The 24,284-nt window shown below is 43.9% G+C and carries 25 protein-coding genes, 1 tRNA gene, 3 pseudogenes and 1 other annotated feature; of the genes and pseudogenes, 11 read left to right on the forward strand and 18 right to left on the reverse strand.

Annotated elements, in window-relative coordinates; translation table 11 throughout:
• The 3 genes from QZ942_RS04785 to QZ942_RS14040 all read left to right on the forward strand — a co-directional run.
• Window positions 1-232: hypothetical protein (locus QZ942_RS04785; RefSeq protein ID WP_292993550.1), on the forward strand; the 232-nt coding region annotated here is incomplete at its 5' end.
• On the forward strand, window positions 223-615 hold the full coding sequence (locus QZ942_RS04790; RefSeq protein ID WP_292993551.1) for a SpvB/TcaC N-terminal domain-containing protein: 393 nt from the start codon (window positions 223-225) through the stop codon (window positions 613-615). The genes QZ942_RS04785 and QZ942_RS04790, both read left to right, overlap by 10 nt.
• On the forward strand, window positions 557-748 hold the full coding sequence (locus QZ942_RS14040) for a SpvB/TcaC N-terminal domain-containing protein (protein ID WP_366836081.1): 192 nt from the start codon (window positions 557-559) through the stop codon (window positions 746-748). Before QZ942_RS04790 ends, QZ942_RS14040 begins: the two co-directional genes overlap by 59 nt.
• Before the next feature lie 301 nt (window positions 749-1,049).
• Here the strand turns inward: QZ942_RS14040 and QZ942_RS04800 are convergent, their stop codons facing one another.
• The 12 genes from QZ942_RS04800 to QZ942_RS04855 form a co-directional block, all read right to left on the reverse strand.
• On the reverse strand, window positions 1,050-2,213 hold the full coding sequence (locus QZ942_RS04800) for a DNA-binding response regulator (protein ID WP_292993553.1): 1,164 nt from the start codon (window positions 2,211-2,213) through the stop codon (window positions 1,050-1,052).
• Between the two features lie 582 nt (window positions 2,214-2,795).
• Window positions 2,796-3,080, reverse strand: coding sequence for an outer membrane beta-barrel protein (locus QZ942_RS04805; RefSeq protein WP_292993554.1), 285 nt, complete (start codon window positions 3,078-3,080; stop codon window positions 2,796-2,798).
• A complete protein-coding gene (locus QZ942_RS04810; protein WP_292993571.1) occupies window positions 3,073-3,363 on the reverse strand; it encodes an outer membrane beta-barrel protein in 291 nt (96 codons plus the stop codon). The genes QZ942_RS04805 and QZ942_RS04810 overlap by 8 nt, the downstream gene beginning before the upstream one ends.
• A gap of 279 nt (window positions 3,364-3,642) precedes the next feature.
• Window positions 3,643-4,254, reverse strand: a complete 612-nt coding sequence (locus tag QZ942_RS04815) for an exopolysaccharide biosynthesis protein (protein ID WP_292993555.1) — start codon at window positions 4,252-4,254, stop codon at window positions 3,643-3,645.
• Window positions 4,255-4,308: 54 nt separating this feature from the next.
• A complete protein-coding gene (locus QZ942_RS04820) occupies window positions 4,309-5,532 on the reverse strand; it encodes an ABC transporter permease (protein WP_292993556.1) in 1,224 nt (407 codons plus the stop codon).
• A 63-nt stretch (window positions 5,533-5,595) separates the two neighbouring features.
• A complete protein-coding gene (locus QZ942_RS04825) occupies window positions 5,596-6,354 on the reverse strand; it encodes an ABC transporter ATP-binding protein (protein WP_292993557.1) in 759 nt (252 codons plus the stop codon).
• Complete coding sequence (locus tag QZ942_RS04830) at window positions 6,354-7,502, reverse strand: efflux RND transporter periplasmic adaptor subunit (protein ID WP_292993558.1); 1,149 nt, start codon at window positions 7,500-7,502, stop codon at window positions 6,354-6,356. Before QZ942_RS04830 ends, QZ942_RS04825 begins: the two co-directional genes overlap by 1 nt.
• A gap of 109 nt (window positions 7,503-7,611) precedes the next feature.
• Complete coding sequence (locus tag QZ942_RS04835) at window positions 7,612-9,123, reverse strand: M48 family metalloprotease (RefSeq protein WP_292993559.1); 1,512 nt, start codon at window positions 9,121-9,123, stop codon at window positions 7,612-7,614.
• A gap of 40 nt (window positions 9,124-9,163) precedes the next feature.
• Window positions 9,164-10,798 (reverse strand): NAD+ synthase, encoded by a 1,635-nt coding sequence (locus tag QZ942_RS04840; RefSeq protein ID WP_292993560.1) that lies wholly within the window; start codon window positions 10,796-10,798, stop codon window positions 9,164-9,166.
• 25 nt (window positions 10,799-10,823) lie between these two features.
• Entirely contained in the window at window positions 10,824-12,200 is a 1,377-nt protein-coding gene (locus QZ942_RS04845; RefSeq protein ID WP_292993561.1) for a phosphomannomutase/phosphoglucomutase, read from the reverse strand.
• Window positions 12,201-12,314: 114 nt separating this feature from the next.
• Complete coding sequence (locus QZ942_RS04850; protein ID WP_292993562.1) at window positions 12,315-12,518, reverse strand: zinc-finger domain-containing protein; 204 nt, start codon at window positions 12,516-12,518, stop codon at window positions 12,315-12,317.
• A gap of 23 nt (window positions 12,519-12,541) precedes the next feature.
• Window positions 12,542-13,462 (reverse strand): branched-chain amino acid transaminase, encoded by a 921-nt coding sequence (locus tag QZ942_RS04855; RefSeq protein WP_292993563.1) that lies wholly within the window; start codon window positions 13,460-13,462, stop codon window positions 12,542-12,544.
• Between the two features lie 175 nt (window positions 13,463-13,637).
• Here QZ942_RS04855 and QZ942_RS04860 point away from each other — a divergent pair.
• Window positions 13,638-13,790 (forward strand): annotated as a pseudogene (locus QZ942_RS04860) (ISNCY family transposase); the annotation flags it as partial.
• Window positions 13,791-14,001: 211 nt separating this feature from the next.
• A complete protein-coding gene (locus tag QZ942_RS04865) occupies window positions 14,002-15,900 on the forward strand; it encodes a GGDEF domain-containing protein (protein ID WP_292993564.1) in 1,899 nt (632 codons plus the stop codon).
• A 12-nt stretch (window positions 15,901-15,912) separates the two neighbouring features.
• Here the strand turns inward: QZ942_RS04865 and QZ942_RS04870 are convergent, their stop codons facing one another.
• From QZ942_RS04870 to QZ942_RS04880, 3 genes and pseudogenes are all read right to left on the reverse strand, one after another.
• Window positions 15,913-16,074, reverse strand: a complete 162-nt coding sequence (locus tag QZ942_RS04870; RefSeq protein ID WP_292993565.1) for a hypothetical protein — start codon at window positions 16,072-16,074, stop codon at window positions 15,913-15,915.
• A 142-nt stretch (window positions 16,075-16,216) separates the two neighbouring features.
• Window positions 16,217-16,394, reverse strand: a pseudogene (locus tag QZ942_RS04875) (IS110 family transposase); the annotation flags it as partial.
• A gap of 362 nt (window positions 16,395-16,756) precedes the next feature.
• Window positions 16,757-17,074, reverse strand: a pseudogene (locus QZ942_RS04880) (transposase); the annotation flags it as partial.
• A 7-nt stretch (window positions 17,075-17,081) separates the two neighbouring features.
• Between QZ942_RS04880 and QZ942_RS04885 the strand changes: the two are divergent.
• The 3 genes from QZ942_RS04885 to QZ942_RS04895 all read left to right on the forward strand — a co-directional run bounded on the left by QZ942_RS04885 (window position 17,082) and on the right by QZ942_RS04895 (window position 19,121).
• Window positions 17,082-17,699 (forward strand): IS630 family transposase, encoded by a 618-nt coding sequence (locus QZ942_RS04885; RefSeq protein WP_292993572.1) that lies wholly within the window; start codon window positions 17,082-17,084, stop codon window positions 17,697-17,699.
• 2 nt (window positions 17,700-17,701) lie between these two features.
• Window positions 17,702-17,791, forward strand: a tRNA-Ser gene (locus QZ942_RS04890).
• Window positions 17,792-17,892: 101 nt separating this feature from the next.
• Window positions 17,893-19,121, forward strand: a protein-coding gene (locus QZ942_RS04895) for an IS3 family transposase (RefSeq protein ID WP_292993566.1) whose coding sequence is annotated in 2 segments (ribosomal slippage) — window positions 17,893-18,172 and window positions 18,172-19,121 — 1,230 coding nt in all. Because the reading frame shifts where the segments join, the coding sequence is not laid out codon by codon here.
• Window positions 18,171-18,287 (forward strand) — a sequence feature (AL1L pseudoknot). (Overlaps the previous gene by 117 nt.)
• Before the next feature lie 415 nt (window positions 19,122-19,536).
• Here QZ942_RS04895 and QZ942_RS14045 read toward each other — a convergent pair.
• Window positions 19,537-19,875 (reverse strand): hypothetical protein, encoded by a 339-nt coding sequence (locus tag QZ942_RS14045; RefSeq protein ID WP_366836090.1) that lies wholly within the window; start codon window positions 19,873-19,875, stop codon window positions 19,537-19,539.
• Window positions 19,876-19,899: 24 nt separating this feature from the next.
• Between QZ942_RS14045 and QZ942_RS14050 the strand changes: the two genes are divergently transcribed.
• The 3 genes from QZ942_RS14050 (at window position 19,900) to QZ942_RS04910 (ending at window position 23,432) form a co-directional block, all read left to right on the forward strand.
• Complete coding sequence (locus tag QZ942_RS14050) at window positions 19,900-20,577, forward strand: transposase (RefSeq protein ID WP_366836088.1); 678 nt, start codon at window positions 19,900-19,902, stop codon at window positions 20,575-20,577.
• 158 nt (window positions 20,578-20,735) lie between these two features.
• A complete protein-coding gene (locus tag QZ942_RS04905; protein ID WP_292993568.1) occupies window positions 20,736-22,043 on the forward strand; it encodes an alkyl sulfatase dimerization domain-containing protein in 1,308 nt (435 codons plus the stop codon).
• A 63-nt stretch (window positions 22,044-22,106) separates the two neighbouring features.
• The gene (locus tag QZ942_RS04910; RefSeq protein WP_292993569.1) at window positions 22,107-23,432 is read left to right on the forward strand and encodes a hypothetical protein; all 1,326 of its coding nucleotides are present in this window, start codon (window positions 22,107-22,109) and stop codon (window positions 23,430-23,432) included.
• Window positions 23,433-23,829: 397 nt separating this feature from the next.
• Here the strand turns inward: QZ942_RS04910 and QZ942_RS04915 are convergent, their stop codons facing one another.
• The gene (locus tag QZ942_RS04915; RefSeq protein ID WP_292993570.1) at window positions 23,830-24,105 is read right to left on the reverse strand and encodes a hypothetical protein; all 276 of its coding nucleotides are present in this window, start codon (window positions 24,103-24,105) and stop codon (window positions 23,830-23,832) included.
• 83 nt (window positions 24,106-24,188) lie between these two features.
• Window positions 24,189-24,284 (reverse strand): IS3 family transposase (locus QZ942_RS14055; RefSeq protein WP_366835997.1); only part of this gene is annotated, 96 nt, incomplete at its 5' end.

Genomic DNA, 24,284 nt, shown 5'->3' on the forward strand with positions numbered 1-24,284 from the left:
TGGCGAATTCCATCAGGGCCCGCAGATAGAAATCCAATCTGCAACAAGGCCGGATATAAGACTGCAGCCGATTTTATTTTTACCAAAACACGAAATATTGCTTGCCAAACCGGGAGGCGTCCATATACGAAGGGCAATAAGCTGTTCTGCGTTAATGCGCAAAATAGCCACTTATCCAACTTGCCTCATAAGAAATGAACAAGTCGAAAGACTTTTTGAAGTTTGCTGTTAGTAAGAAAGCGTTTTAGTTTCCTCAGCTACTGTCAAGTATCAGATTGTTCGGAAAAAGGAGGGAGCATTGTGCTGGATCATAAATCACCTGTGGGGCAGGATAAAAATTCCAAGAAGACCGATGGGCAAATTACGGGCCCCGAGCTGACCAAGCCCCCGGCAATTTCCTTGCCCAAAGGCGGCGGTGCCATTCGCAGTATCGGTGAAAAGTTTGCTGCTAATCCGGTCACCGGCATCGGATCCATGTCAATTCCCATCGCAACACCCCCCGGCCGCTCAGGTTTTAGCCCGCAACTTTCCCTTTCCTATGATTCCGGCGTAGGTAATGGCCTGTTTGGCCTCGGCTGGAATCTCTCGCTACCCCGCCATCACGCGCAAGACTGACAAGGGGCTGCCACGCTATAATGATGCCGATGAATCGGATGTTTTTATTCTTTCCGGTGCGGAAGATTTGGTGCCTGTACTCAACCCGGATGGAAGCCGACCAGAAGCTGCCTTTCCTGATTATGGGACGTGATCTTCGAGTCTTTCTGGAAACCAAAAGAATCAAGAACAAACAATCTTGCAAAGCGGACGAAATCTATTGTATGCGATACCGCGCACCTAAGAAACTTGATGCTGATCTGATTGGATATCGGGCGATAACAGATACCTTGGGAAACCTGGTTGCGATATGCCCGGATTGTGCTTCCATCATGAATCGGCGCATCAGTTTGGCAAAATTAAAACAAAATTCCGCTTTTATGATGATCACGCAAACGCTGGCAGGATTACACATAACAGCGTGTGTTAACCCCTCCGTAAATCGTGATTTCAACTTAATGGTTTCTATACGACTGATTCACAGAAGATTCTAATTGTTGGAAATGTTGTTTGGCGTACGTAAAAAGACTAAATCTATTTTTAATTCCTAATTTGCTAAAAATGGATGTTAAATGATTGCGCAATGTATGTTCACTCATACACAATTTAGCTGCTATCTGCTTATTTTGCTCACCACCAGTTCCATCCGAAAATGCTCTAAGAATCATACATTCTTTACGAGTAAGCATTGTTATTTTCTCAGTATTTGTATCAGGAGAAACTTTTTCCCGTATGCGTGAATTCTGAAGAAAAACACGTCCGGTTGTTATGCGATCTAGCCACAGCTCCCCATTATGAATTTTCTCAATAGCTCTAAGTATCGTTTGCATTGATTCTTTCCTGTGCACTACACCTCGTGCGCCACTGAGTATTGCACGATCAATTACTTCTTTATCATGTGTCTCAGTAAATATCACAACTCGCGTATTCCCATTGTTGGAAAATTCTGGGATATGACTCACACAATCAATATCATCTAAATAAATGTTTAGTATAATAATATCTGGTTGTTTCTCCATAACAAGCCGTTTTGCATCAGGAATATTTGTTGCAGTTCCAACAACTTCCATACACAGCTCACTATCAATAAGCTTTTCCAACCCCCAAAGCACTATTTGTTGATCGTCAACCAATAAAACTCTGATAGGCTGTACAGAAAGCTGCTTAATAAGATTCTTAGTTTTATCAATACCATAATATTGACAAAAACATGACTCGAAATCAGTGTGATTTTTGTCATTACTATATTTATTAATATTGCACCCCATCGCAGTAGCAATCGTCATAGTGCGCTGTACAATCAAATCGCTAGCATAAGCCGTAAAATAGATACAAATATTTGTATTATCAGTTTGTAAATTTAATTGCTGTGCTAAATAGATGCCATCACAATCATCCAACGTCATATCAGTCAAAATAAGATCGGGTTTGTCTTTTTTTACTCTTACTAAAGCTTCTTGACTTGAAGTACAAACACCAGTGACATCATATCCCCATTCTTCAAGTATATTCCTCAGAGTCTTGCCAGAGACATATTTATCTACAACGATTAAAACTTTGGCATCATCCATTCTTTTATGAGATATTCTCGAAAGTACTTGCTCTGTTCTATTGGCCATTTATCTTTACCTTTAAACAGGTCCCACTACAGTTTAATATTAACACACTGTTCTTGCACATGCTTCACAAGCAATCAGAATGAAATCCTGCTGAATATGTTACTTAGAGTCTCTTATTCTCCAAAGAACAATTTCAGACAAAACTTACAGCCTTTTTAGAACAGTTATAATTAGTAAATTTGATTTCGGATTTAATTTACAAAACTTTAAACATTTTGCGAATAATAATTAAGTAAAGTTCACAGGAAATAAAATACGAGTGGCAAGCCACTGGACTGATCTACTCTGATTTCTAGTATTTAAGAAAACTGATGTTACGTTGATTTCCACTTAGCACCCCAAAAACACTAATAAGCTCCTATAAAATTTTATAATCAATAGCATATAATTCCGAGTTATCTAAAAATCTGAGTTTCGTGGTTTCTGGGGTTTGAACAAATTTGCCATGGACAAAGCCGCGACAGCTTGGCTTCAAAAGTTCCAGAAAACCCCTGAGCCACCAAAGGTAGTCTATTTCATGGCTCGCTTCATTTGGTCATGCCGCTCAACTTCTTCCCCTCTTTGCGAATGTATGTTCGAACACTATTTCCATCTAATCCAACTGGCAAAATTTCCGTGAAATCTGAATCTCACTATTTCCTTTGTTACACTACTGATATTACCTGCATAACTTACTGGTACGCCATTAACAAGATTAGTGGCCGCTGCAATTCGAAAAGGTGATGGATTGCGGAAACCATCTCTGTCACGAAACCACTCCCTTCGAGCGCCCACTGACAGATTGTCCGTAAGATCGTAGTATAAGTGCGTGATGAAACCAAACCATTCTGCATCCTTTACTACATTGCTGTACTTTAAGTTATTCAATAAACGCCATCAGCAAAACCGTGGACATGATGCAAAACGAATAGTGTTTTAGGGTTAATTTGTACTGTAAAACAATATTATACATTTCCCATGATCTGCTGCTTTGTGTTGAGGTTTTACCATAAGTGCCAGTGACATTCAGTGAAGTTGCTTGGTTATCACTTGTCCAGATGAGACCGGAAACTCCGCTCCAATTGCTGAGTTGTTTATCCCAACCACCCGTGGCGCTGCCGGTAACAGCACTGCCAAGAACAGACCATTTATTGTATAGTTTGCTTGTAATCCGGTATGCGTAAAGGGTTCTCCCGCATTAAAAGAATACCTGATTAGAAAGATTGTTCAGCCAAATCCGATTTTTTCCATTATAAGGTGCATACTGACCCAACTCGAGAGACTGAATTGATAGGTCACTCAAAATTCAAGCTGAATAAAGTTATTTTGACTCGGTATGACATATTCGAGAATCTTTGTAATATGGGAAAAGCTGAGCGGGAAATATTCATTTTAAAACTCGAAAAATTGCATATGCGGCATTATGAATAATGCTCTCTGAAGCAATAAATCAATAGAATGATGGCATTGTCATTCCCATCCATAGCATTACCAAGATAATCATAGTAAGGCCGATTCCAATCGTGCCAATGATCATGCCGATTAATATGGTTACACCATCTCTGTTCAGAAGTCCCAGAGACATCACCAGTATTCCCCAACCTGGTGCAAAATTAGTCAAGGGTAACGGAAGTGCTATCGATAGCGCAAAAACAAAGGAAAAAATACCGATAATTCTTTCCCATGTATGCACACTGATATAAGTCATGCGCGGCTGCATACGGTTTTCAATTTTTTTGAGCCAAGGATTTGCTTTTGTAACTATTTTCTCAAGATTTGAACGGCTGATTGATAGCTTTTCAATCCAGAGCGGTAACCAGGGGGCTTGCATACCAAGAGTCATTTGTACGGAGAAAATGAATAACGGAATAGAGAAGAATGTTGTGTAACCGGGGGGGACGGGTACTGGAAGGCATATTGGCAGGGCAGCGATGGCCATTAGAATGCCAAAACCGCGCTCATGCAAGGCATTCTTAATTTCACCGACAGTCATCGCTTCTTTTGTATTTTCTACTACGATAATTGCTAGAAAATCAGAAGTAGGGCGCTCTTTGATTGTCATGAGTTATTCCTCTTTTTGCGCTGAATGCAAGCCAATTAACAAAACTTAGATAAGTTATTCATATCGAAGTGCATCGACTGGTTTCAGTGAAGCAGCTTTCTTGGCAGGATAAAAACCAAAAAATATACCAACCGCCGAAGCAAATAGAAAAGCCAAACCAATCATCCCTAATGTGATGACAATGAGCATATCAGCAACTTGACTGACTACCCAAGCGCCGCCAATACCCAATAACAAACCAATTAATCCACCCATAAAACAGATCATCATAGCCTCAAGCAGAAATTGAGTAAGAATTGCGCGCTGATTGGCACCGATTGCCATACGAATACCAATTTCCCGGGTACGTTCAGTCACAGATACTAGCATAATATTCATAATGCCAATCCCGCCAACCAATAAAGATACCGATGCAATGGCGCCCAATACCATCGACATCACTTTTGCAGCGCCTGTTGCAACATCAGCAAGTGCAGTTAAATTGCGGACGGTAAAATCATTTTCTTTACCTTTTGCGATACGATGGCGTTGGCGTAATAGTTGAGTAATTTCCATTTCGGCGATATCCATTTCATCCGCGGATTTGCACTGTACTAACATAAGACGGATAGAGCCGGGAAACTGATTGCCGGTAATCTGTCTTTCGCTGGTTGTGATCGGTATAAAAATATTATCATCCTGATCCCGTCCCGTAAGGCTCTGTCCTTTGGCCATTAACACACCCACTACGAGGAAAGGGCGGTTGGTTATGCGTATGGTTTTTCCAACGGGATCTTCACCGCTGAACAAGTTCTGCGCTGTGACTGATCCTAATACAACTACACGGTTAGCCGAACGAAGATCGGATTCAGTAAAAAATGTACCCGATTCTATTTTCCAATTACCTACCGAGAAATAATCCGGTGTAGTGCCGGTGATGATGGTACTCCAATTTTTAGCGGCGTAATTGAGCTGCGCTGTACCCGAAATGACAGGTGCCGTTGCACTGATTGCGGGTAATTCCGCAATCGCTTGCGCATCATGGATTGTTAAAGTTCTGATGCTACCGCTACCAAAGCTAAATCCTCCGGAAGACGTGGCGCCTGGGACAACGATAAAAAGATTACTGCCCATTTCAGCGATGGTTTGATTAATTTTAGTTTGCGCGCCTTGACCAATAGATAACATTAAAATAACGGCCGCTACGCCTATGATCATGCCCAGCATAGTCAATCCGGTACGCAAGCGATTTTGACGCAAGGCGCGCAGTGCTTCACCGATAATTGCAAACAGATTCATCGTGTCGGTAGAGATTAATCATGGGTCGGGTTAAATTGGAGACTGTGATTAGACCGAGAAAGGTCATGAGAGCTTGTCTAAAATTGTCTCGTTATCGTTGTTCTTATCATAAATGATATGCCCATCCTTTAGGCGAATTAAGCGCTTTGCATAAGCTGCAATATCATCTTCATGCGTGACCAGAACGATGGTAATGCCTTGATCACGATTAAGTTGCTGAAACAGTAACATAATTTCACGACTGGTTTGCGTATCAAGATTTCCCGTGGGTTCATCAGCTAAAATCAGTGGCGGTTGGTTGATCAGTGCGCGACTAATTGCGACACGTTGTTGTTGTCCTCCTGAGAGCTGATTGGGTTGATGCATGGCAAAATTCTCTAAGCCGGTGCGACGGAGAAGTTCTAATGCTTGTTTGCGGCTTTGAGAACGGCCGATACCAGCGTACAGTAATGGTGTTGCCACATTATCCAGTGCTGTCACGCGCTTTAGCAAGTTAAATCCCTGAAATACGAAACCGATTTTCTGGTTACGAATGCGTGCCAGTTCATCGTTGGTGAGTGTGGCGACATTTTCTTCGGAAAGCCAATAAGATCCGCTTGTCGGGGTGTCAAGGCAACCGAGTATATTCATCAGTGTCGATTTACCCGACCCGGAATGTCCCATAATGGCAACAAATTCACCTTGATTGATGATCAGGTCGATATTAAACAGAACTTGATTCGTGATGGTCTTTCCACTGGCATCTTGCAAATTGTAGCTTTTACAAAGATTTTCAATTCTAATCAGCGAATGCCCGACATGATTTGTCTGAATCGGTAGCATTAGAATACTCTTAATTTGAACTTACTTTCCGATTCCTTTTTGTCGACAACTTCACTGATAATTACTTTATCGCCTGCTTTTATCTCACCATTGACGATTTCAGTGAAATTACCATCCGTTATACCAGCGATTACACTGACTGGGATGGGTTGATTTTCTGCTAGAAGGTACACTACAGATTGATTGGCTAATTTTGATATTTTGCTGCCTTCACTCGATTCAATATCCTTTGGCTGATACCGCAAGGCTGCATTGGGTACGCGCAAAACATCATTTTTTTGATTGACAACAAAATTGATATTGGCAGTCATACCCGGCAATAAGGTTCCGTCATCATTATCAACCATGGCAACTACGTTATAAGTAACAACATTCTCCTGAATCGTCGGATTGAGTCGGACTTGCTTCACTGTGCCGGTAAATTTACGTTGCTGAAACGCATCAACGGTAAAGTTAATGAGTTGGCCGAGGTGTAATTGGCCGATATCGGCTTCAGCGACACTAATGTTGATTTGCATTTGCCGGAGATCTTTGGCAATTTGAAACAAGATCGGTGTTTGGAAATTGGCAGCCACAGTTTGGCCGATGTCTACATTCCGCGCGATGATTACTCCCGATATGGGGGACCGGATAACACTGTAATTGAGGTTAGTTTGGTCGCGCGCAACTTGGGCCTTACTGATTGCCAACTGCGCTCGTGCTACTTCCATTTCCTGCTCGATCATTTGTAATGCTTCAAGTGAAATGAATTCTTTATCTTTCAGCAATTGATGGCGTTTCAATTTACTATCAGCAATTCTCAAGGTTACTTGGGCGTTGAGAAGATTTGCTTTGGATTGCTGCAATTGTGCCTGTAGTAAAGCCGGATCCAGTTCAGCCAGAATCTGACCTACTTCAACATGATCGTTATAATCCGCATATAATTTAGCCACAGTACCTGAAACCTGAGTGCCGACGTTGACAAGAACAACGGGGGTCAACGTGCCGTTAGCAGAGATGAATTGTATGACGTCGCCCCGTTCAATATTCCGGGTTTTATATTGATTCTCTTTAGATTCTTTTTTCCCGCCGCTAACCCAATAATAGGTGGCTGAGACAGAAATCATAATTAAAACAATGACAATTCGTTTAATGCTAACAGTTAACATTTAGAGAAACTTGGTAGAATGCAATTCGGGGATGAATAGTAATCAAAAGACTTGTTTAGAAAGTTAGATGAATGTATTGATGCAGATTGTCTAATAATATTGAGTGCTTTTATTTTTCTTTATCTTCTTCTGCTTTCAGTGTTTGTATTTGCTTAAGACGCGCTTCAACACTGGATAGCTGGTAAAAATTTCCGTTGCTGTTCTGCAGTGCGGTTTGCAATTGATCAAGCGCAGCTGCAGTGTGTCCCTTTAGCGCATACGATTCAGCCAGCGCACGATGTTGCAGCATTCTATCACCTAATAAGGCGTAGCATTGGGCCTGTAAGCTAAACAGTTGCGGATCATTTGGAATAAGCAGTAATTGTTTGTTAATAAACTCAAGTGCTGTTTCAGTCTGTTTGTTTTGTATTAAAGCATGCGCATACCCCTGAATCAGGGCGCGATGCTGCGGGTAAATTCTTAATGCAGTTTTATAAATATCAAATGCTTCAGTAATTTTTCCATTAGCCAATTTAACACTGGCTGAGAGTGTTTCAATCATGGCGCCAGCAATCACATTTTTATTTTCAACGCGCACTGTTTTTCCCAATGGATGATTGGTCAGAACCGATGTAGAAAAATCATTCTGCAATATTTGGTATAAATGCGCGAGTTCGTTACTTGCCTGTTGGTTCTTTTTATCCCGTAATAGCGCATGAATATAGCCATAGCGTTCAACAGCTTCGTTGGTATATCGTTTCTCATCCAAACGGGACTTAAATTGCACAACTGAATCATGCGGTTTTCCTTGCATAGCGCGTAATTTAGCACGCACCAATAAAAAATCGATGCTATCGGGAACTTGGCGATATGGCATTTCGCGAATGCGATTTTGGATATCTGCGATACGCTCATAAGTGATTGGGTGAGTACGTAAATACGAAGGCGCACCATTTTCATGAAATCGTCCCGCTCTTTGCAGACGTTCAAAAAAAGTGGACATTCCTTGCGGTTCGAACCCTGCATCGAGCAGGATACTTAAACCAATCCGGTCCGCTTCTTTTTCATGCTTGCGGGTGAAATCCAATTTTGACTGAATGGCACTGGCCTGGGAAGCAACCAATATGGCTTGACTCGCTTGTGGATTAGAGCGTGCGGCAATAATAGCGACTGCAAGTGTCGCCAATGACTTTATCAAATCGAATTTTTGTCCGGCAATCATGCGCGCCAGATGTTTTTGTGTCACATGCGCAATTTCGTGCGACATCACAGCAGCCAATTCCGATTCACTTTGTGCGGCGATGATCAATCCGCTATTGAATCCCATGAATCCGCCAGGTAAAGCAAATGCATTGATCGATGAGTCTTGTATTGCAAAAAATTCGAACGATTGCTCTGCACTGGTTTCAGCGGAATTGGCAATTAATTTATGACCGAGGTTGCTGAGATAACTGGCTATTTCAGGATCATCCAAATAACTGAGATCGGCACGAATCTGACGCATGATTTGCAAGCCAATTTGACGTTCCTGATGGGGTGTAATGGTAGCCTGAGATACATCTCCCAGATCAGGTAATTCATGTGCATAACTACTTTCCGGAAACAGGATTGATACCGCAATGATCAAGTAGATGAAGTTCATGACGGTAGGATATCGATTTACTATTCAAGTTCCATCGATCCTATTCGTCTCTGGATTGTGTAGACCAGACTTGATAGCTGGATGTAATGGGGTAGTGCCATGCCGTGCCAAAATCGCAATGCGTAATACGAACACCCGGGGGAGCCTGGCGGCGTTTATACTCATTCCTATGAATTAAGTGTATGATTTTATTAACATCTGCTTCGCTATAATTCAACGCAATAATTTCCGCTGGTGAATAATTTTTTTCAATATAAGCCTCGATAATCGCATCTAAAATTTCATATGGCGGCAAACTATCTTGATCCGTTTGATTGGGCCGTAGTTCAGCAGACGGAGCGCGTTGAATGATACGCTCAGGAATGACTCGGTTAATTTGATTGCGATATTCGCAGAGTGCATAAACCAAGGTTTTACTGACGTCCTTTAATACTGCAAAGCCGCCTGCCATATCGCCATACAGCGTGCAATAACCAACTGCTATCTCGGATTTGTTGCCAGTAGTCAGCACAATTGAGCCCGAATGGTTTGACAGCGCCATCAATAAAGTCCCGCGTATGCGCGCTTGTAAATTCTCCGGCATAGTATTCGTTGCAGTGGAATCAGAGGGAATTTGAAAATCACTTTTGATGTTTGACAAAAACTGATCAAACAATGGCTGGATACTGCATTCGAGGAGTTTAACACCCAATAATCCGGCCATTTCATTGGCGTCTTCCAGGCTGATATTGGCTGTGTACTGCGAAGGCATCATGACGGCTTTGACCTTGCCCGCACCCAATGCGTCGACTGCAATTGCCAGCGTCAATGCTGAATCTACTCCGCCGGAAAGACCTAACAATGCGCCGGGAAATCCATTTTTCCGGATATAGTCTTTAACCCCTAAACATAACGCCTGATAGATGCTGGCGATGGGAAGTTGTGGGATTGCTAGCTTAGTTTTTATGGGTTGATTGTTCTGAATATCGATTAATTCAATAATTTCAACAAACTCACCGAGTTGATGGGTTAGTTCTCCTTGCCGGTTCATTGCAAAAGAAGCGCCATCAAAAACTAATTCATCCTGTCCACCAACCAAGTTAGTGTGGATAATGGAGATGCCAGTCTGTTCAATAAATTCGCGGGTAATCTGATAACGAGAAGCTTGTTTGTTGATACGGTAAGCCGAAGCGCTAAGTACTAACAAAATATCAAGATCGGAATAATCTGCTGCAAGGAGCGAATTGCTCAGCCAGAAGTCAGCGCAGATCGCAATGCCAAATTTAACCCCGTCCAGTTCAAATACACACGATTCTGTGCCGGTATCGAAATAATAGGATTCGTTAAAGAAAGGAGCTTGATTGAGAATTCTTTTGTAATAGGTGTGAATAATTTTGCCGCACTGAATCACGGAAGCAGCATTATACAGTTTGCCTTCCTGGTAACTGGGATAACCCACAATTAATGTGATGCCATCAATCGCTTCAACCAATTCTGTCAGTGCATCGTTACAAGATTGACAGAAAGTTTCGCGTAATAATAAATCAGCGGGCGGGTATCCGGATAGCGCTAACTCGGGCGTTATTATCAACTGAGCGCCGTCCTGCTTCGCCTGATTTGCCGCATCCAGTATCTTTGCAGCATTCCCTGTGATATCACCTACGGTGCTATTAATCTGAGCAATGGCAATGCGCATAAAGTACCGGAAGTATTATTCCTGACTAAAAAGGGAGTTGAGCATCCGGTTTGGCATGCAGAATATTGTGACGAAAATCTTCCTGGATACGTTTCAAGGCTGTCTCATTATCGGCTTCAAAGCGTAATACGATGACCGGCGTTGTATTAGAGGCACGTGCCAAACCAAACCCATCGCTGTATTCAACCCGCAGACCATCAATGGTGATAACTTGCTGTGGATTAGTGAAAATTGCATTTTTTTGTAACTGCGCAATCAGTGTGTGATTTTCCCCTTCAGCAACGCGAACTTGAAGTTCCGGTGTGTTAATGCTATCGGGCAGATTATTGAGAGTGACATTGATATCTGCCTCGCGACTTAGCAATTCGAGTAGCCGTGCACCGGCATATAAGCCGTCATCAAAACCGTACCAGCGTTCCTTGAAAAATAAATGACCGCTCATTTCTCCAGCTAATAATGCCTTCGACTCAATGAGTTTTGCTTTGATGAAGGAATGACCGGTTTTCCACATGATCGGCACGCCGCCATGCTGACTGATCCAGGGCGCCAGATTCCGAGTACATTTCACATCAAAAATGATTTTGCCACCAGGATTTCTCGACAACACATCCGCTGAAAACATCATGAGCTGGCGATCAGGATTGATAATATTGCCATTCTTCGTAACGATACCTAGGCGGTCACCATCGCCATCAAAAGCCAATCCAATTTCTGCATCGGTGGTTTTCAACGCCTGAATGACATCATTTAGGTTATCAGGTACAGATGGATCCGGATGGTGGTTAGGAAAAGAACCATCCACCTCGCAGAATAATTCGATTACTTCACAACCTAGACCACGATAAAGCGCCGGTGCAAATGCACCCGCTACACCATTGCCACAATCAACAACAATTTTGATCGGACGAGTGAGTTTGATATCACCAGTAATCCGTTCAATATACGTATTGACGATAGCATGTTCGGAATAATTGCCTGTGCCCTGTGCGAGGTCGTTATTTTCAATGCGTAAACGCAGTGCCTGAATCGTGTCAGCCGCTAACGTTTCGCCTCCAAGCACAATTTTAAAGCCATTGTACTCTGGCGGGTTATGGCTACCGGTAACCATCACCCCGGAATATTGACACAATTCATGTGCAGCGTAGTACAGCATGGGCGTTGCGACCATGCCTACATCCACCACATGAATTCCACTTTTCTGAATGCCGCGAGCGAGCGCCTGAGATAATTCAGTTCCAGATAACCGGCCATCTCGGCCAATGGCGATAGCAGTCAGATTTCTTGCACGGGCTTCGGAGCCGATCGCATGGCCTATCTTCTCGACATTATCAGCGGTGATCGTTTTACCAACAATGCCGCGAATGTCATACGCCTTAAAAATCTCATGAGGAATTGCTTGCATAATTTAGTCTCTTTGAAAGAGTGATTGTTGATAAAACGTGGTAAATAGTTGCTGATAGATAGCTATAACCAATAAATCGTCGGAATGCAAGTTCTTCTCAGAAATCAAACCGCTTTAGTGATGTCCTGCGACCGCGCCACCTTTAAGCGTGTAGTGCGTACCACAATATGGGCATAGCGCTTCACCCGTTGCTTCGATCGGAAGAAAAACCCGCGGATGTGAATTCCACAGCATCATGGCTGGTGTGGGGCAATGCAGCGGCAGATCATCAGTTGTAATTTCTATTTCTCGTGTTTTGTTATTGGTTTGTTGATTCATAAAAATAATTCCAATGTAGCTGATTAAACAAAGGTAAGCCAGTCGGCGTGATTTTTAGCTCTGCCTTTGACGCAATCAAAAAATAGGGTTTGTATTTGCGTGGTGATTGGCCCGCGCTTGCCAAGTCCAATCATGCGATTATCGAGTTCACGAATCGGTGTCACTTCAGCAGCAGTGCCGGTAAAGAATGCTTCATCAGCACAATAAATTTCATCGCGCGTGATACGTTTCTCGATGACTGGAATACCGATTTCAGCAGCCAAGTCAATCACAGATGCACGCGTGATTCCTTCCAGGCATGAAGTTAAATCAGGCGTGTAGAGCTTGCCTTGTTTGACGATAAAAATATTCTCTCCAGATCCTTCAGCCACATAACCTTCGACATCCAGTAACAAAGCTTCATCGTACCCATTCAATCCAACTTCTTGATTGGCCAGAATCGAATTGGCATAAGTTGTGACCGACTTGGCGCGGCACATATTGATATTGACATGATGCCGGGTAAAAGACGAGGTTTTGACGCGGATACCATTTTCCAGGGCTTCCGGCCCTAAATATGTCCCCCATGGCCAGGCGGCGATGGCAACATGTGTGGAAAGGGTTTTGGCAGAAAGTCCCATGGCTTCAGCGCCATAGAAAGTAATAGGACGGATATAACCGGAGACGAGCTTATTTTGTTTGACCACATCACATTGCGCTTGCATCAAAGTGGCCTTGTCATAAGGCATTTTCATCATAAAAATATGCGCTGAGTTGAATAAGCGGTCAGTGTGTTCTTGTAAACGGAAAATCGCCGGTCCTTGCGCTGTTTCATAGGCGCGCAACCCTTCAAAAACACCTAATCCATAATGCAAGGTATGGGTTAAAACATGCGTATTGGCATCCCGCCAGGGAACCATCTTCCCGTCATACCAGATTACACCATCACGGTCAGCCATTGACATTCAGGAACTCCCGATAAATATTCTAAAAGGCATATTCTAACGTATTTTTGGTGCAGCGTTGAATCGCGGCAGTATAAATAGACGCCTCATAAAAAGATTGTGTCCACGCCAAATAGAAATGTCCGCTTTTTTGAGTTTTAACAAGACCGAGACCACGTTGGGCTAAATGTGGACGCACGGCGTGCCAGCGGCGCTCTATATTGATAGGCACAGCATCTTCCACATCAATGCCAAGGATACCAATGCAGAAGCTGAAACCCAGTTTGCTCGTGCCGCGCGTGAGCTGGGCATTGAATGCATTCCGGCTAACACGCCGCAAGCCAAGGGGAGCCACTTCAAACCTCTTCCAGCTACTTGGATTCGCCATGCTGAAGTATCTATCTTGCTAATCAAGAGAAATCTTGTGATGGATTCTTTTAAATCCGTTTACGGTATGAGTATTTTCGAAATGAGAAAAAGGAATTTTATGACGAACAGCTCAAGAATGGCGGCACATCTCCGCTAATATAATTCTATTGGTATTTCAGTTCGTTATTTGTATGAATGAAAGTAAAAATTCTAACCCTTCTTTTATTGCACGTGAGACGTTAAAGCAACTTGCTTTGCTGAAAGTTTCCCCTACACCTGATAATTACCATAAGCTGTACGATCAAATTGCGGGCAATCCACCTAACCAAATATCTGCTATTACCGCAAAGATGCTAATTGATTTGGCCAAGGAGCTGCCACGTCATACGCCGCAATTGCTTAATTTTGCCAATAATCTGGAACAGGCCGCGAATGAGAAGAATTGGACAAAATTTAAATCGATAATGATTAAGCTTGTTACTAATGAGACTGTCACTATTAGCAAACAGACATTACTGGTTAATGCTAAATCGGAATCGGCTATTCCGTGGGGAGGGACCATTGAGGAATTATTTGAACTGTTAGCAGTTAAAAACCAGAAATTGATTTCCGATAAAAAATGGACAGATCTCCATCAGGTGCTTGTCAAGTTTTCAACAGACTCAGATCAATTACACAGTGAACTAAGAAGGCTAATTGATGCATGGGGTGCATTAACATCAGATTCTCAGGAAATCATTGAGAACGGTGAAGAATCTTCATCCATAAAAATACAAAATGAATCCGATTCACAAAATTCCCATTCAGAGTGTATTGTTTCAGAACAAAAGCACGCGATCAGTAATTTTACCGACCAAATGCTGGAGCTGATGGCGCAAATGCTCGAACATATCGCAGTTACCCTACTTGATGATGCTACGCTAGCCAATGAAGCTAGGACATTGGCGCAACAAGTGCGGAAAATTCAGGATAAACAGGAAATGGAGCAATTTATTGCTCATTTTCAAAAATTCTGCATCAAATTCGAATCCCATGGCGAAAGCGGGATCAAGTTACAACAGGGTTTACTCAAACTGCTCAATTTGTTAATGGATAGTACCGGCGAATTGTTGTCTGAGGATCAGTGGATTAAAGAGCAAATCTCTAGGTTAAAAGAGACTATGTCTAAACCACTGAATATGCAAATCATGGCACGAGCTGAGCAGTATCTAAAGGAAATAATTCAAAAACAGGAAATAATAAAGCAAAGCCTGGGTAAAGCTAGAATTACTGTCAAGCAGATGGTAAATTCCTTAATCAATAATATTGAAGAACTCACTGATGCAACGGGAATATATCAAGTTAAGCTTGAATATTTCTCAGATAAAGTAAATCAGACTAATGATCTAGAAGAACTGAATCAATTGCTCGTGGAAATTATGCAAGAAACTCAGCAAGTACAAAGCAGTGTCTTAGAATATCGGGATGATTTAATAGTTACTCGCGCAGAAGTAAGCAAAGCACAAGATCAAATCAGCCAGCTTGAAATTAAGTTATTAGAGATGGGGGAAAAAGTACAAGAAGATCACCTCACGGGCATATTTAATCGTCGTGGGTTGGATAGCGCATTTGAACGTGAAATATCGCGTGCAGAGCACAATCAAGAGCCGCTCTGTTTTGTGTTATTAGATATTGATAATTTCAAGCAACTCAATGATACACATGGCCATAAAGTAGGCGATGACGCACTGGTTTTCCTAGTTGGCGCTATCAAAGAAACAACGCGACCAGAAGATGTCGTGTCGCGCTATGGTGGTGAAGAATTTGCAATACTGCTACCAAACACAGTCCTTGAAGAAGCACTTTCAGTTTCATCAAGAATACTTCGCAATTTAACTAAAAAGTTCTTCTTGTATGAAAACAAACGCTTGCTAATTACTTTTAGCGCTGGCGTAGCGCAGTATCAACCAGGGGAATCGCAAGAGAGTATTTTTGAGCGCGCGGATCAAGCAATGTATAAGGCGAAGAAGACTGGCAAGAATCAAATTCTCGCAGCAGATAAACGGCTTTCTGGCACAATGTATTCCGAGGCGGGAACGCTTCAACATTAAATTGGGGGCTTGTTAGCCCCGAGTAGTAATGTCCTTGCCTTGGATATCAATGCCTTCCAGCAGCGGAATGAACGTGCTGATTTCATTGGTTTTCTTGGGATCTAAGCCACCTTCTACGGGCAGAATGCCGGTTTTTTGGGGTGATACACAAAACCGTCTCGTGGCCAACGACACTCATGATATGCATTTGCCACCCTGTTTCCGCCTACGGTGTTGCACATCGTCTTGCCATCAATTGCAAGACTTTGGTCTTCTGTGGCGAAGGCCGCGCTCCACTGTTGGAAGGCGAGATCGAGCTTGATCGGATCAATCCGGACCAGTGGGCGCCGGTGAAGGCCTCCAAGCCAATCAAGCATGGTGGCAATGTTGGCGAAACATTCCAGCAACTTGCTGCGCGAAGCAGCCTTCTTCAGCCTGACCTTGCCTTGTGCATCCACTCCGTGCAAACTAAACACATTCTTAGCCAGATCGATTCCAATGGTTGTAATATTCATAATGGATTCTCCTCTCCTTTTGATTGATCGGTTCTCCAACTTTCAATATGGTACATTTGATGCCGTTTGGGGGAGAGTCCATTTCATTCGTTGAAAAACGTATTCGAAGCAGCCGGTGCTAGGCGGAAATGGGGGGAAGCGCAGTTTATGCATGATAAATGAGCATTTTGAGCCTGTTTTTAATACCGCAGCGGCAACATAGATGGTTTTTTTAACGGCCTGCTAAATAGAGTCTCCTCAGAAAGTCAGCAGACATTGTGACTGTAGCCTGATCTTTTCTTGATGCTTTGAAATATATTTAAGCAGCAACCAAACATCAATTGGCAATATTTATAGCTGCGCGCGCAAAGGCAAATAAAAACCTTCAACAACACCATCAGATTCATGACCAGGAAGATGCTATTGATCCATGCTTCGCTGGTACGTGCTGTTTTGGCGCGGATGTAATTCAGGTTATAGCCGTTTTTGCCTTGTCCGAACTTATCTTCAATTGGTATACGCTGCCGATAGTCTTCACGCCGTTGCTTTTGTAGTTGCTTAAATTGCGCTCGATTATCTTCTGTTATCTTGGGAGGACGTCCCAATGGTTTGCCAGAAAAATGAATGCCTTTTTCCTTCAGGTAATGCCTGTTGTCTCGAGTACCGTAAATAGTGTCACCCAACACACTTTGTGGATAATATGATGCGCTGAATGTCTCGCCGTCGATGGTGGCAAAGACGCGACAGCGCTGCGTGGAAGAAGGGCCGGAAGCGGTCTTGAAAGATCATCCGCGTCCCGGCAAGGCACCAAAACTCAGCGATAAACAGGCAGCCCATCTCATTCCGGTGGCCTGCAGCGATGCGCCCGATGGCCATAATCACTGGACACTGCGCCTGCTGGCGGACAAAGTAGTGGAATTAAATTACGCCGATTCCTGCAGTTACGAAACCATTCGCCAGCTTTTAAAAAACACGCTTAAACCCTGGCAAAAACAGGAATGGTGCATCCCAGAGGTCAGTTCCGCCTTTGTGGCGGCGATAGAAGACGTTCTCGACCTATATGAAGAACCCTATGATCCGATGCCTCCGGTCGTCTGTTTCGATGAAAGTCCCAAGCAATTCATTGCCGAAGTGCGTAAACCACTTCCACCCGAACCGGGTGCACCTGCGCGTTATGATACCGAGTACGAACGCAAAGGTGTCTGTGACTTGATGATGATTTGTGAGCCTAAGCGCGGCTTTCGCCAGGCTACCTATGTGAAATGTCAACAGACCCTAGCCAAAAAGAACTCTAAAAGGTATGATTGCGACCTGTTAGCTCTGTGATTGGAGGTGTGGCCGAGCGGTTTAAGGCAGCAGTCTTGAAAACTGCCGTAGGGGTGACTCTACCGTGAGTTCGAATCTCACCGCCTCCGCCAATCACGCATCCGCACAAATCCGAAGCAATCCACGAAACACAATAAACAAGCTGAATCGCCCCGGATTTTGAGGAGGCTCCAAATCTTGAGAGAATGGAGCGATGAATAAAACAAACAAATATTCCCCCGAAGTAAAAGAACGAGCAGTCCGTCTGGTGCAAGAGCATCGCAATGAGTATCCTTCGCTGTGGGCGACGATAGAATCGATAGCACCCAAGATCGGCTGCGCGCCGCCGACGTTGCATGATTGGGTAAAGAAGCACGAGATCGACATAGGCCTGCGAGATGGCGTTACCAGTGAAGAGCGCGAGCGCATCAAAGCACTGGAGCGTGAGATCAAGGAATTGCGCCGTGCCAACGAGATACTGAAACTGGCCAGTGCTTTTTTCGCCCAGGCGGAGCTCGACCGCAAACTCAAATCCTGAGATCGTTCATTGACCGGCATCGCGGCACCCACGGGGTCGAGCCGATCTGCAAGGTATTGCAGGTCGGCCCGTCGGGATATCGACGTCACGCTGTCGAACTGCGTAATCCGTCATTGCGCTGTGCCCGAGCTATTCGCGATGACGAGCTGATGCCACAGATACAACGAGTCTGGCAGGCCAACCTGCAGGTTTATGGTGCCGACAAGATATGGCGGCAACTCAAGCGCGAAGGAATACAGGTAGCTCGGTGCACGGTTGAACGGCTGATGAAACGGTTGGGATTGGAAGGTGTACGTCGTGGCAAGGTTGTACGAACCACGGTTCCGGACAAGGCACTGCCGTGCCCACTGGATAGGGTCAACCGACAATTCAAGGCGGATCGTACAAACCAGTTGTGGGTGTCGGACTTCACCTATGTTTCTACCTGGCAAGGCTGGCTATATGTCGCATTCGTCATCGACGTGTTTGCCCGGTGCATCGTGGGTTGGCGGGTCAGTTCCAGTATGCACACGGATTTCGTACTGGATGCGCTGGAGCAGGCTTTGTACGCTCGGCAACCGGAGCTGGGTGCCTTGGTCCACCACAGCGATCGGGGTTCTCAGTATGTCTCTATCCGTTATACGGAACGGCTTGCCGAAGCTGGAATAGAACCATCGGTTGGCAGTAAAGGAGATAGCTACGATAACGCACTGGCCGAAACGATCAATGGGCTTTACAAGACTGAATTAATTCACAAGCAAGGGCCCTGGAAAAACAGGGAATCCGTTGAATTGGCGACGTTGAACTGGGTATTCTGGTTCAATCATCAGCGTTTACTGGGACCCATCGGCTATATACCGCCGACAGAAGCTGAGGCACAATACTATCGGCAGTTAGCCAACTCGGATTCTGCCCGTGTTACTTAAACCAAATAGCCTCCACAGAACTCGGGGCGATTCAGTATTTATCAGGACATTTTCAGGACATTGCCTACCTAGATTAGGCTAATGAATTATGTTACTGTACAAAATCGTTTTATAATTTTTAATTAAGTGTAGTGCTACGGAGTTTGGCGTATTGATACCGAGTATAGCTAGACAAATTAATCGCTTAGATGCTTATTTTAACTCAAATTTAGACATTCAGCATCAAAGAATCGACTACTAAGGCAGAAGCAAAGTAGCAAAACGAGGCATAAAAATATTCACACAATGAGCAAAAATCACTTGACAGAAGGAAAGGTTTGTGCGGCGGCCCATGAAGGAGTTTTTACTCCTCACTTGGTGCTCTATGTCCTACGCTCAAACTATCCGTCTTTGCCCGTCAAGCTGGATTACCCATTTACTCAGCGCCGTGCCGTTGCGCGCTCGTGCCACTTTCGTCGAACTGCTGTGTGGCTGTCTGATTTCTCCAGAAGGTTGGGTGATCCGCGCGATCAGTGCCATTACCAAAGGCCGTCACTGGACGACCTATTACAAACTTCTGGAACGCGGCAGCGTCTGGACGCCACGACTGGCAAGAGCCTTGTTCGAGGTGGTCAACGATGCATTGCCAATGGAGACGTTCAATCTGGTCATTCACAACACGTTGATTCCACGCCAATCCGGGAAAGCGCCGGGCAGTATCATCCGGCACGGCCATGCCAGGAAGCACAACCGGCCGCAGTTTCTGCTGACGCAATGCTGGGTCACGTTGGGCGTCAGCATGCTGAGCAGTGCGGGCAGGAAGTATGTGTTATCGATTGTGTCCCGTTCTGTCCCCGCCACCGGCAATCGCAACAAGCTGACCATCGCGCGGGCATTAGTACGCAGTTTAGCGCCCGTGATGATGAACAAGCCCGTCCGACTACTGTTCGATTCCGCATTATTCCTGCCACCGGACGCTGTGCCAAAGCCTGGACGCGGACGCCCCAAAACCTACGGGATCAAAATAACGCCCGAAGCAATCCGGAATTTGCCGGTAACCGAAGTCAAGCTAACACTATATGGCAAGGAGCAGTTGGTTCGTCTACGCACCGTGGTGGCAATGGCGCGTTTGCTACTGGCGATCGGAACGGATTTGCGTGTCGAGGAGATATTGCATCTGTATGCACGCCGCTGGGGCATCGAACCCTTGTTTCACAACTTGAAGCGCTGGTGGGGCGTGAACAATTTGTGGCAGCAGAAACGTACTATGCTGGAGTTATGGATGCAGATTCGCTCGACGACGTGGACACTGGTTCAGTTATTGAGTCTGTTTGCGGAAGAAGCTTTCCCTATCGATGTCGTGGCACAGTGGCTGCGCATGGAATTTACCGGACTTGCTTTCAGGGACAGTTTCAACCGGAAGTCCTCGATATTCACCTTCCCGAAACAACGCGGCGACCCAAGATTTCGGGTGTAGAAGAAACATCAACAGCAAGCAGTATGAATTCTGTTAGTTTCACCCCCCCAGTTGTGCTACCGTTCGGGTGGCGCAAGGTTGGAAGCTGGATGTCTAAAATTGAGTTATTTTAACAACGCAAGTTTTTCTTGCGTAATAAGTTTGCATTGGAGAAAGCAATGAATAAATATCTTTTAAGTTCAATATCGTTTTTTACGCTCGCTTTGCGAAAAAAAATGCTTTGTAACAGATTATTGTTATTGTTTGTATTTCTCTCCGCGCCACAATTTGTGGCTGCAGCCAGCGCAATTAAGATAAATAATAATATTTATATGGCCCAAGGTAGTAGCAATATATCTAGTAATACCTTTATGGTTATCACTAATCAAGGTGCGGTTATTATTGACACATCAAGTCCTGCTGCTGCACCGCAGCATTACGAAATGTTAAAAGCGATCAGTAGTGTACCCGTCCGTTATATTATAATCACGCATGGCCATGGTGATCACACTGGAGGTATCGAGCTTTGGAAGGAAAGTGGAACTCATGTGATTGCTCAGAACAATCTGATCGAACTCCTTGACTACCAGACACGATTGAATGGATTCTTTGCGGTACGTAATGCTAAACAAGCAGGCAAACCTATACCAGTTGTTTCGAATCCTAATCCCGGCAACTACGCAGGGCAAAATCCTGCCGATATATTGTTCGACAAAAAATATCAGTTTACACTTGGCGAATTGACTTTTCAGCTCTTTAGCACACCCGGTGAAACACCAGACCATCTGAGTGTGTGGATCCCCGAGTTGCAAGCGGCCTTCGTGGGAGATAATTTTTATAACTCATTCCCGAACATCTACAGCTTGCGCGGTACAAAACCTCGATGGGCGCTGGATTACGTGCAATCGTTAAACAAGGTATTATCCTGGAAACCAAGACTGATGTTGCCCAGTCATGGCATGCCGGTTTCTGGAAACGCAACGATTACACAAAAGCTAACGCAATATCAGAACGCCATTCTGTACGTACATGATGCAGTAGTAGCTGGAATGAATACTGGTGCCGACGTATTCACTTTGATGAATAGTATACAATTGCCGCCGGAGCTATATGTGGGTGAGGCTTACGGTCGAGTCAGTTGGTCTATCCGAGGGATCTATGAGGGTTATGCCGGATGGTTCGATGCCAACCCATCAAGTATGTATTCTGAGCCCCCGCAAGTGGCTCTATCGGAACTAGTTAGCCTGGCGAATGGTGTTGATAATATAATCCAACGTGCTCAGGAGATTCTTCTTTCAAGTGGAAATGCCGTATTAGCACTACATTTGGCCGATGCTGTTTTGGCTGCAGATGCAAATAACACGGATGCTTGGACTTTGCGACGTGATGCGCTAGTAAAGCTAAAAGATCTCTCGACAAACGGAATTGAAAAGAATTGGCTTCAATCTGGCATTGATGAAGCTACTGCAAAACTAAATTCACCTTAAAATTTGATACGTTATCAATCAAGTGAGGCATTGATCATTTGACTTCACATACCCGAAATTGTATTGGTTCAATTAATGTGCTGCAAAAATGGCAAATCGCTTGTCAATGTTAAAAATTATTCTGGAGAAGCTATGTTTCACATAGAAAATATACTCAAACACAAAATTCGAACATATAGATTCATATCAATATCGAATTTGTTATTATCAATTTTGATGGGATTCTCCGTTCTAGCCTTAAATGCATGGGCAGGGACTTTGCCTCCAGAAGTACAGGTGACGAAGAGTGAGATCATTGACTTCGAATTTGATCAGACGCACGCACTGCTTACTTTTACGGATAGAAAATCGAACCTATGGATCGCCAAAGTTGACCCAGTAACCGGCGGATTTAAACCATCGAACGGTCGCGGGTTGTTGGTAGATACAGGGGCTGCATTCATGTCTGATTTTGGTAACGGCCCCGAGTGGCTAACCAGTTTTGAGGGAACTGAAATAGTATATACGAAGTACCTGCCGAACCAACCTAAAAGTCCAGCTACCGCTCGTATTGCCCATGCAGTTTCCAATAACGGTGTTTGGACATCAAATTTTATTGATGATATGGTGGCATATGCATCACCTCTGGGCAACTCAGATAAGGATGATCCGATTCCGAGGATAACCTATCAATCGGCTCTCCAATCCCGCGATAGCCATCCATTTTACTGGCGCGAATTACATGATCCAGAAAGTGAGGAACTTGTTCCAAACACACTGGGTTCAGTAGGTTCGCGGCGATGGGTAGAAGGAATGCATACTATCGTTTTTTCATCCACCTTCACTAATGACATTGGAGTTGTTGAAACGCAATGTTTTTTATACGATGTTGAAAACAAAGTATTGGAACAACTCACCTTTGATGACGGGGAAAAGGGCGCAATTTTTATGTGGAAAGCGCCAGAATATAACAATGAGTATGTGTTTTTTTCCATGGTCAACCGGAATGAAATCAGAGTATATCGCAAGATAGCTAAAACCGAAGGTGCCGATCCAATATGGACAGCTATCAGTAGTATTTTAGCTCCACGAGCTATTCCAAATATTTGGTCTCCTGAGTTTTTCACTCATAATGGTGAGTCTTATATTTTTTTCACGTTAAGCCCGAGTCCTGTTATTTTAGATATGCGGATTCCAACTTACTTGGCACTGACCAATCTTAGCGGTACTGGATTCAGAATGCTTCACAATACCAAGAGTCTCATTCGGGTGCGATCGGATCCAGAATTATTTGTAACAGCGAACGGCCCTTATATATATTATAATAGTTACATACCCCAAACTGATACATCACCTGCTGCTCAAGATGGTGTATGGCGTGTTGATCCTGGACTTGGACCAACACGATAATCGCTGAAATTGCTTGATAATCCGTATGTTGAGTAGTTAATAGACGACCCGTGGCAAGAACGGGGCATTAGATGATTTTTACAACCGCCTCGTCTAATTCCAGTTACAAATAGAAACAGCAATAATTATATTGTAATAATCTATTAACTACAGCTAGTTATGTATTAGATATATTTTCAGGTCTATCGCGAATTGGAATAACAACCCTCCATCTGCATTTCACTACTATGTGATAATCCTAAATTCCTCTGTTAAGTCATTCGTATATTGGCTCATCGACTTGATATGATGTAAGCCTCCAGCCCTTCCACATTAACACCCTGGCACATCATCGCTATCGGTAGTTGTCAAGCTAGTTGTCGCCTGAGCGTATGAATTTATGCTGTCTTTTTGAGTTCTACCCATCTTTAACATCACACGGCCAATTTTTGCTATATTTTTGTTTGGTTGCGTTTTTAACGAATTTATTATTATTGTGTATTGTTTTTAAACCTGCCGGAAACAGTTTTGTTGTGCCATAATATTTTTGACCACATAGTTTTTCCTCTTGCTTTTTCTGTAAAAGCAGGGAATGTTTATCCGTCGAACCCGAACTAACAACACGGCTCTTAAAGAGAGCTACTTCACCTATCGCCTGGTGCGCGGTGAACACATCGGCGGCAAGGTTCGCCAAATAACTGTTCTTAATCTTGGACGACACTTTTCCATCAAACAGGAGGACTGGCTGACCTGGTCAAGTAAAACCGGACACCCCAGTTAAGCAACTTTCATCGTTTTTGCTGCTTCAGCTTCATATTGGTTCGGACTTTTGTAATCCAGGTATGAATGCAGTCTTTGGTTGTTATAAAACAC

Source organism: Nitrosomonas sp. (assembly GCF_021731985.1).
Classification (GTDB): Bacteria; Pseudomonadota; Gammaproteobacteria; order Burkholderiales; family Nitrosomonadaceae; genus Nitrosomonas.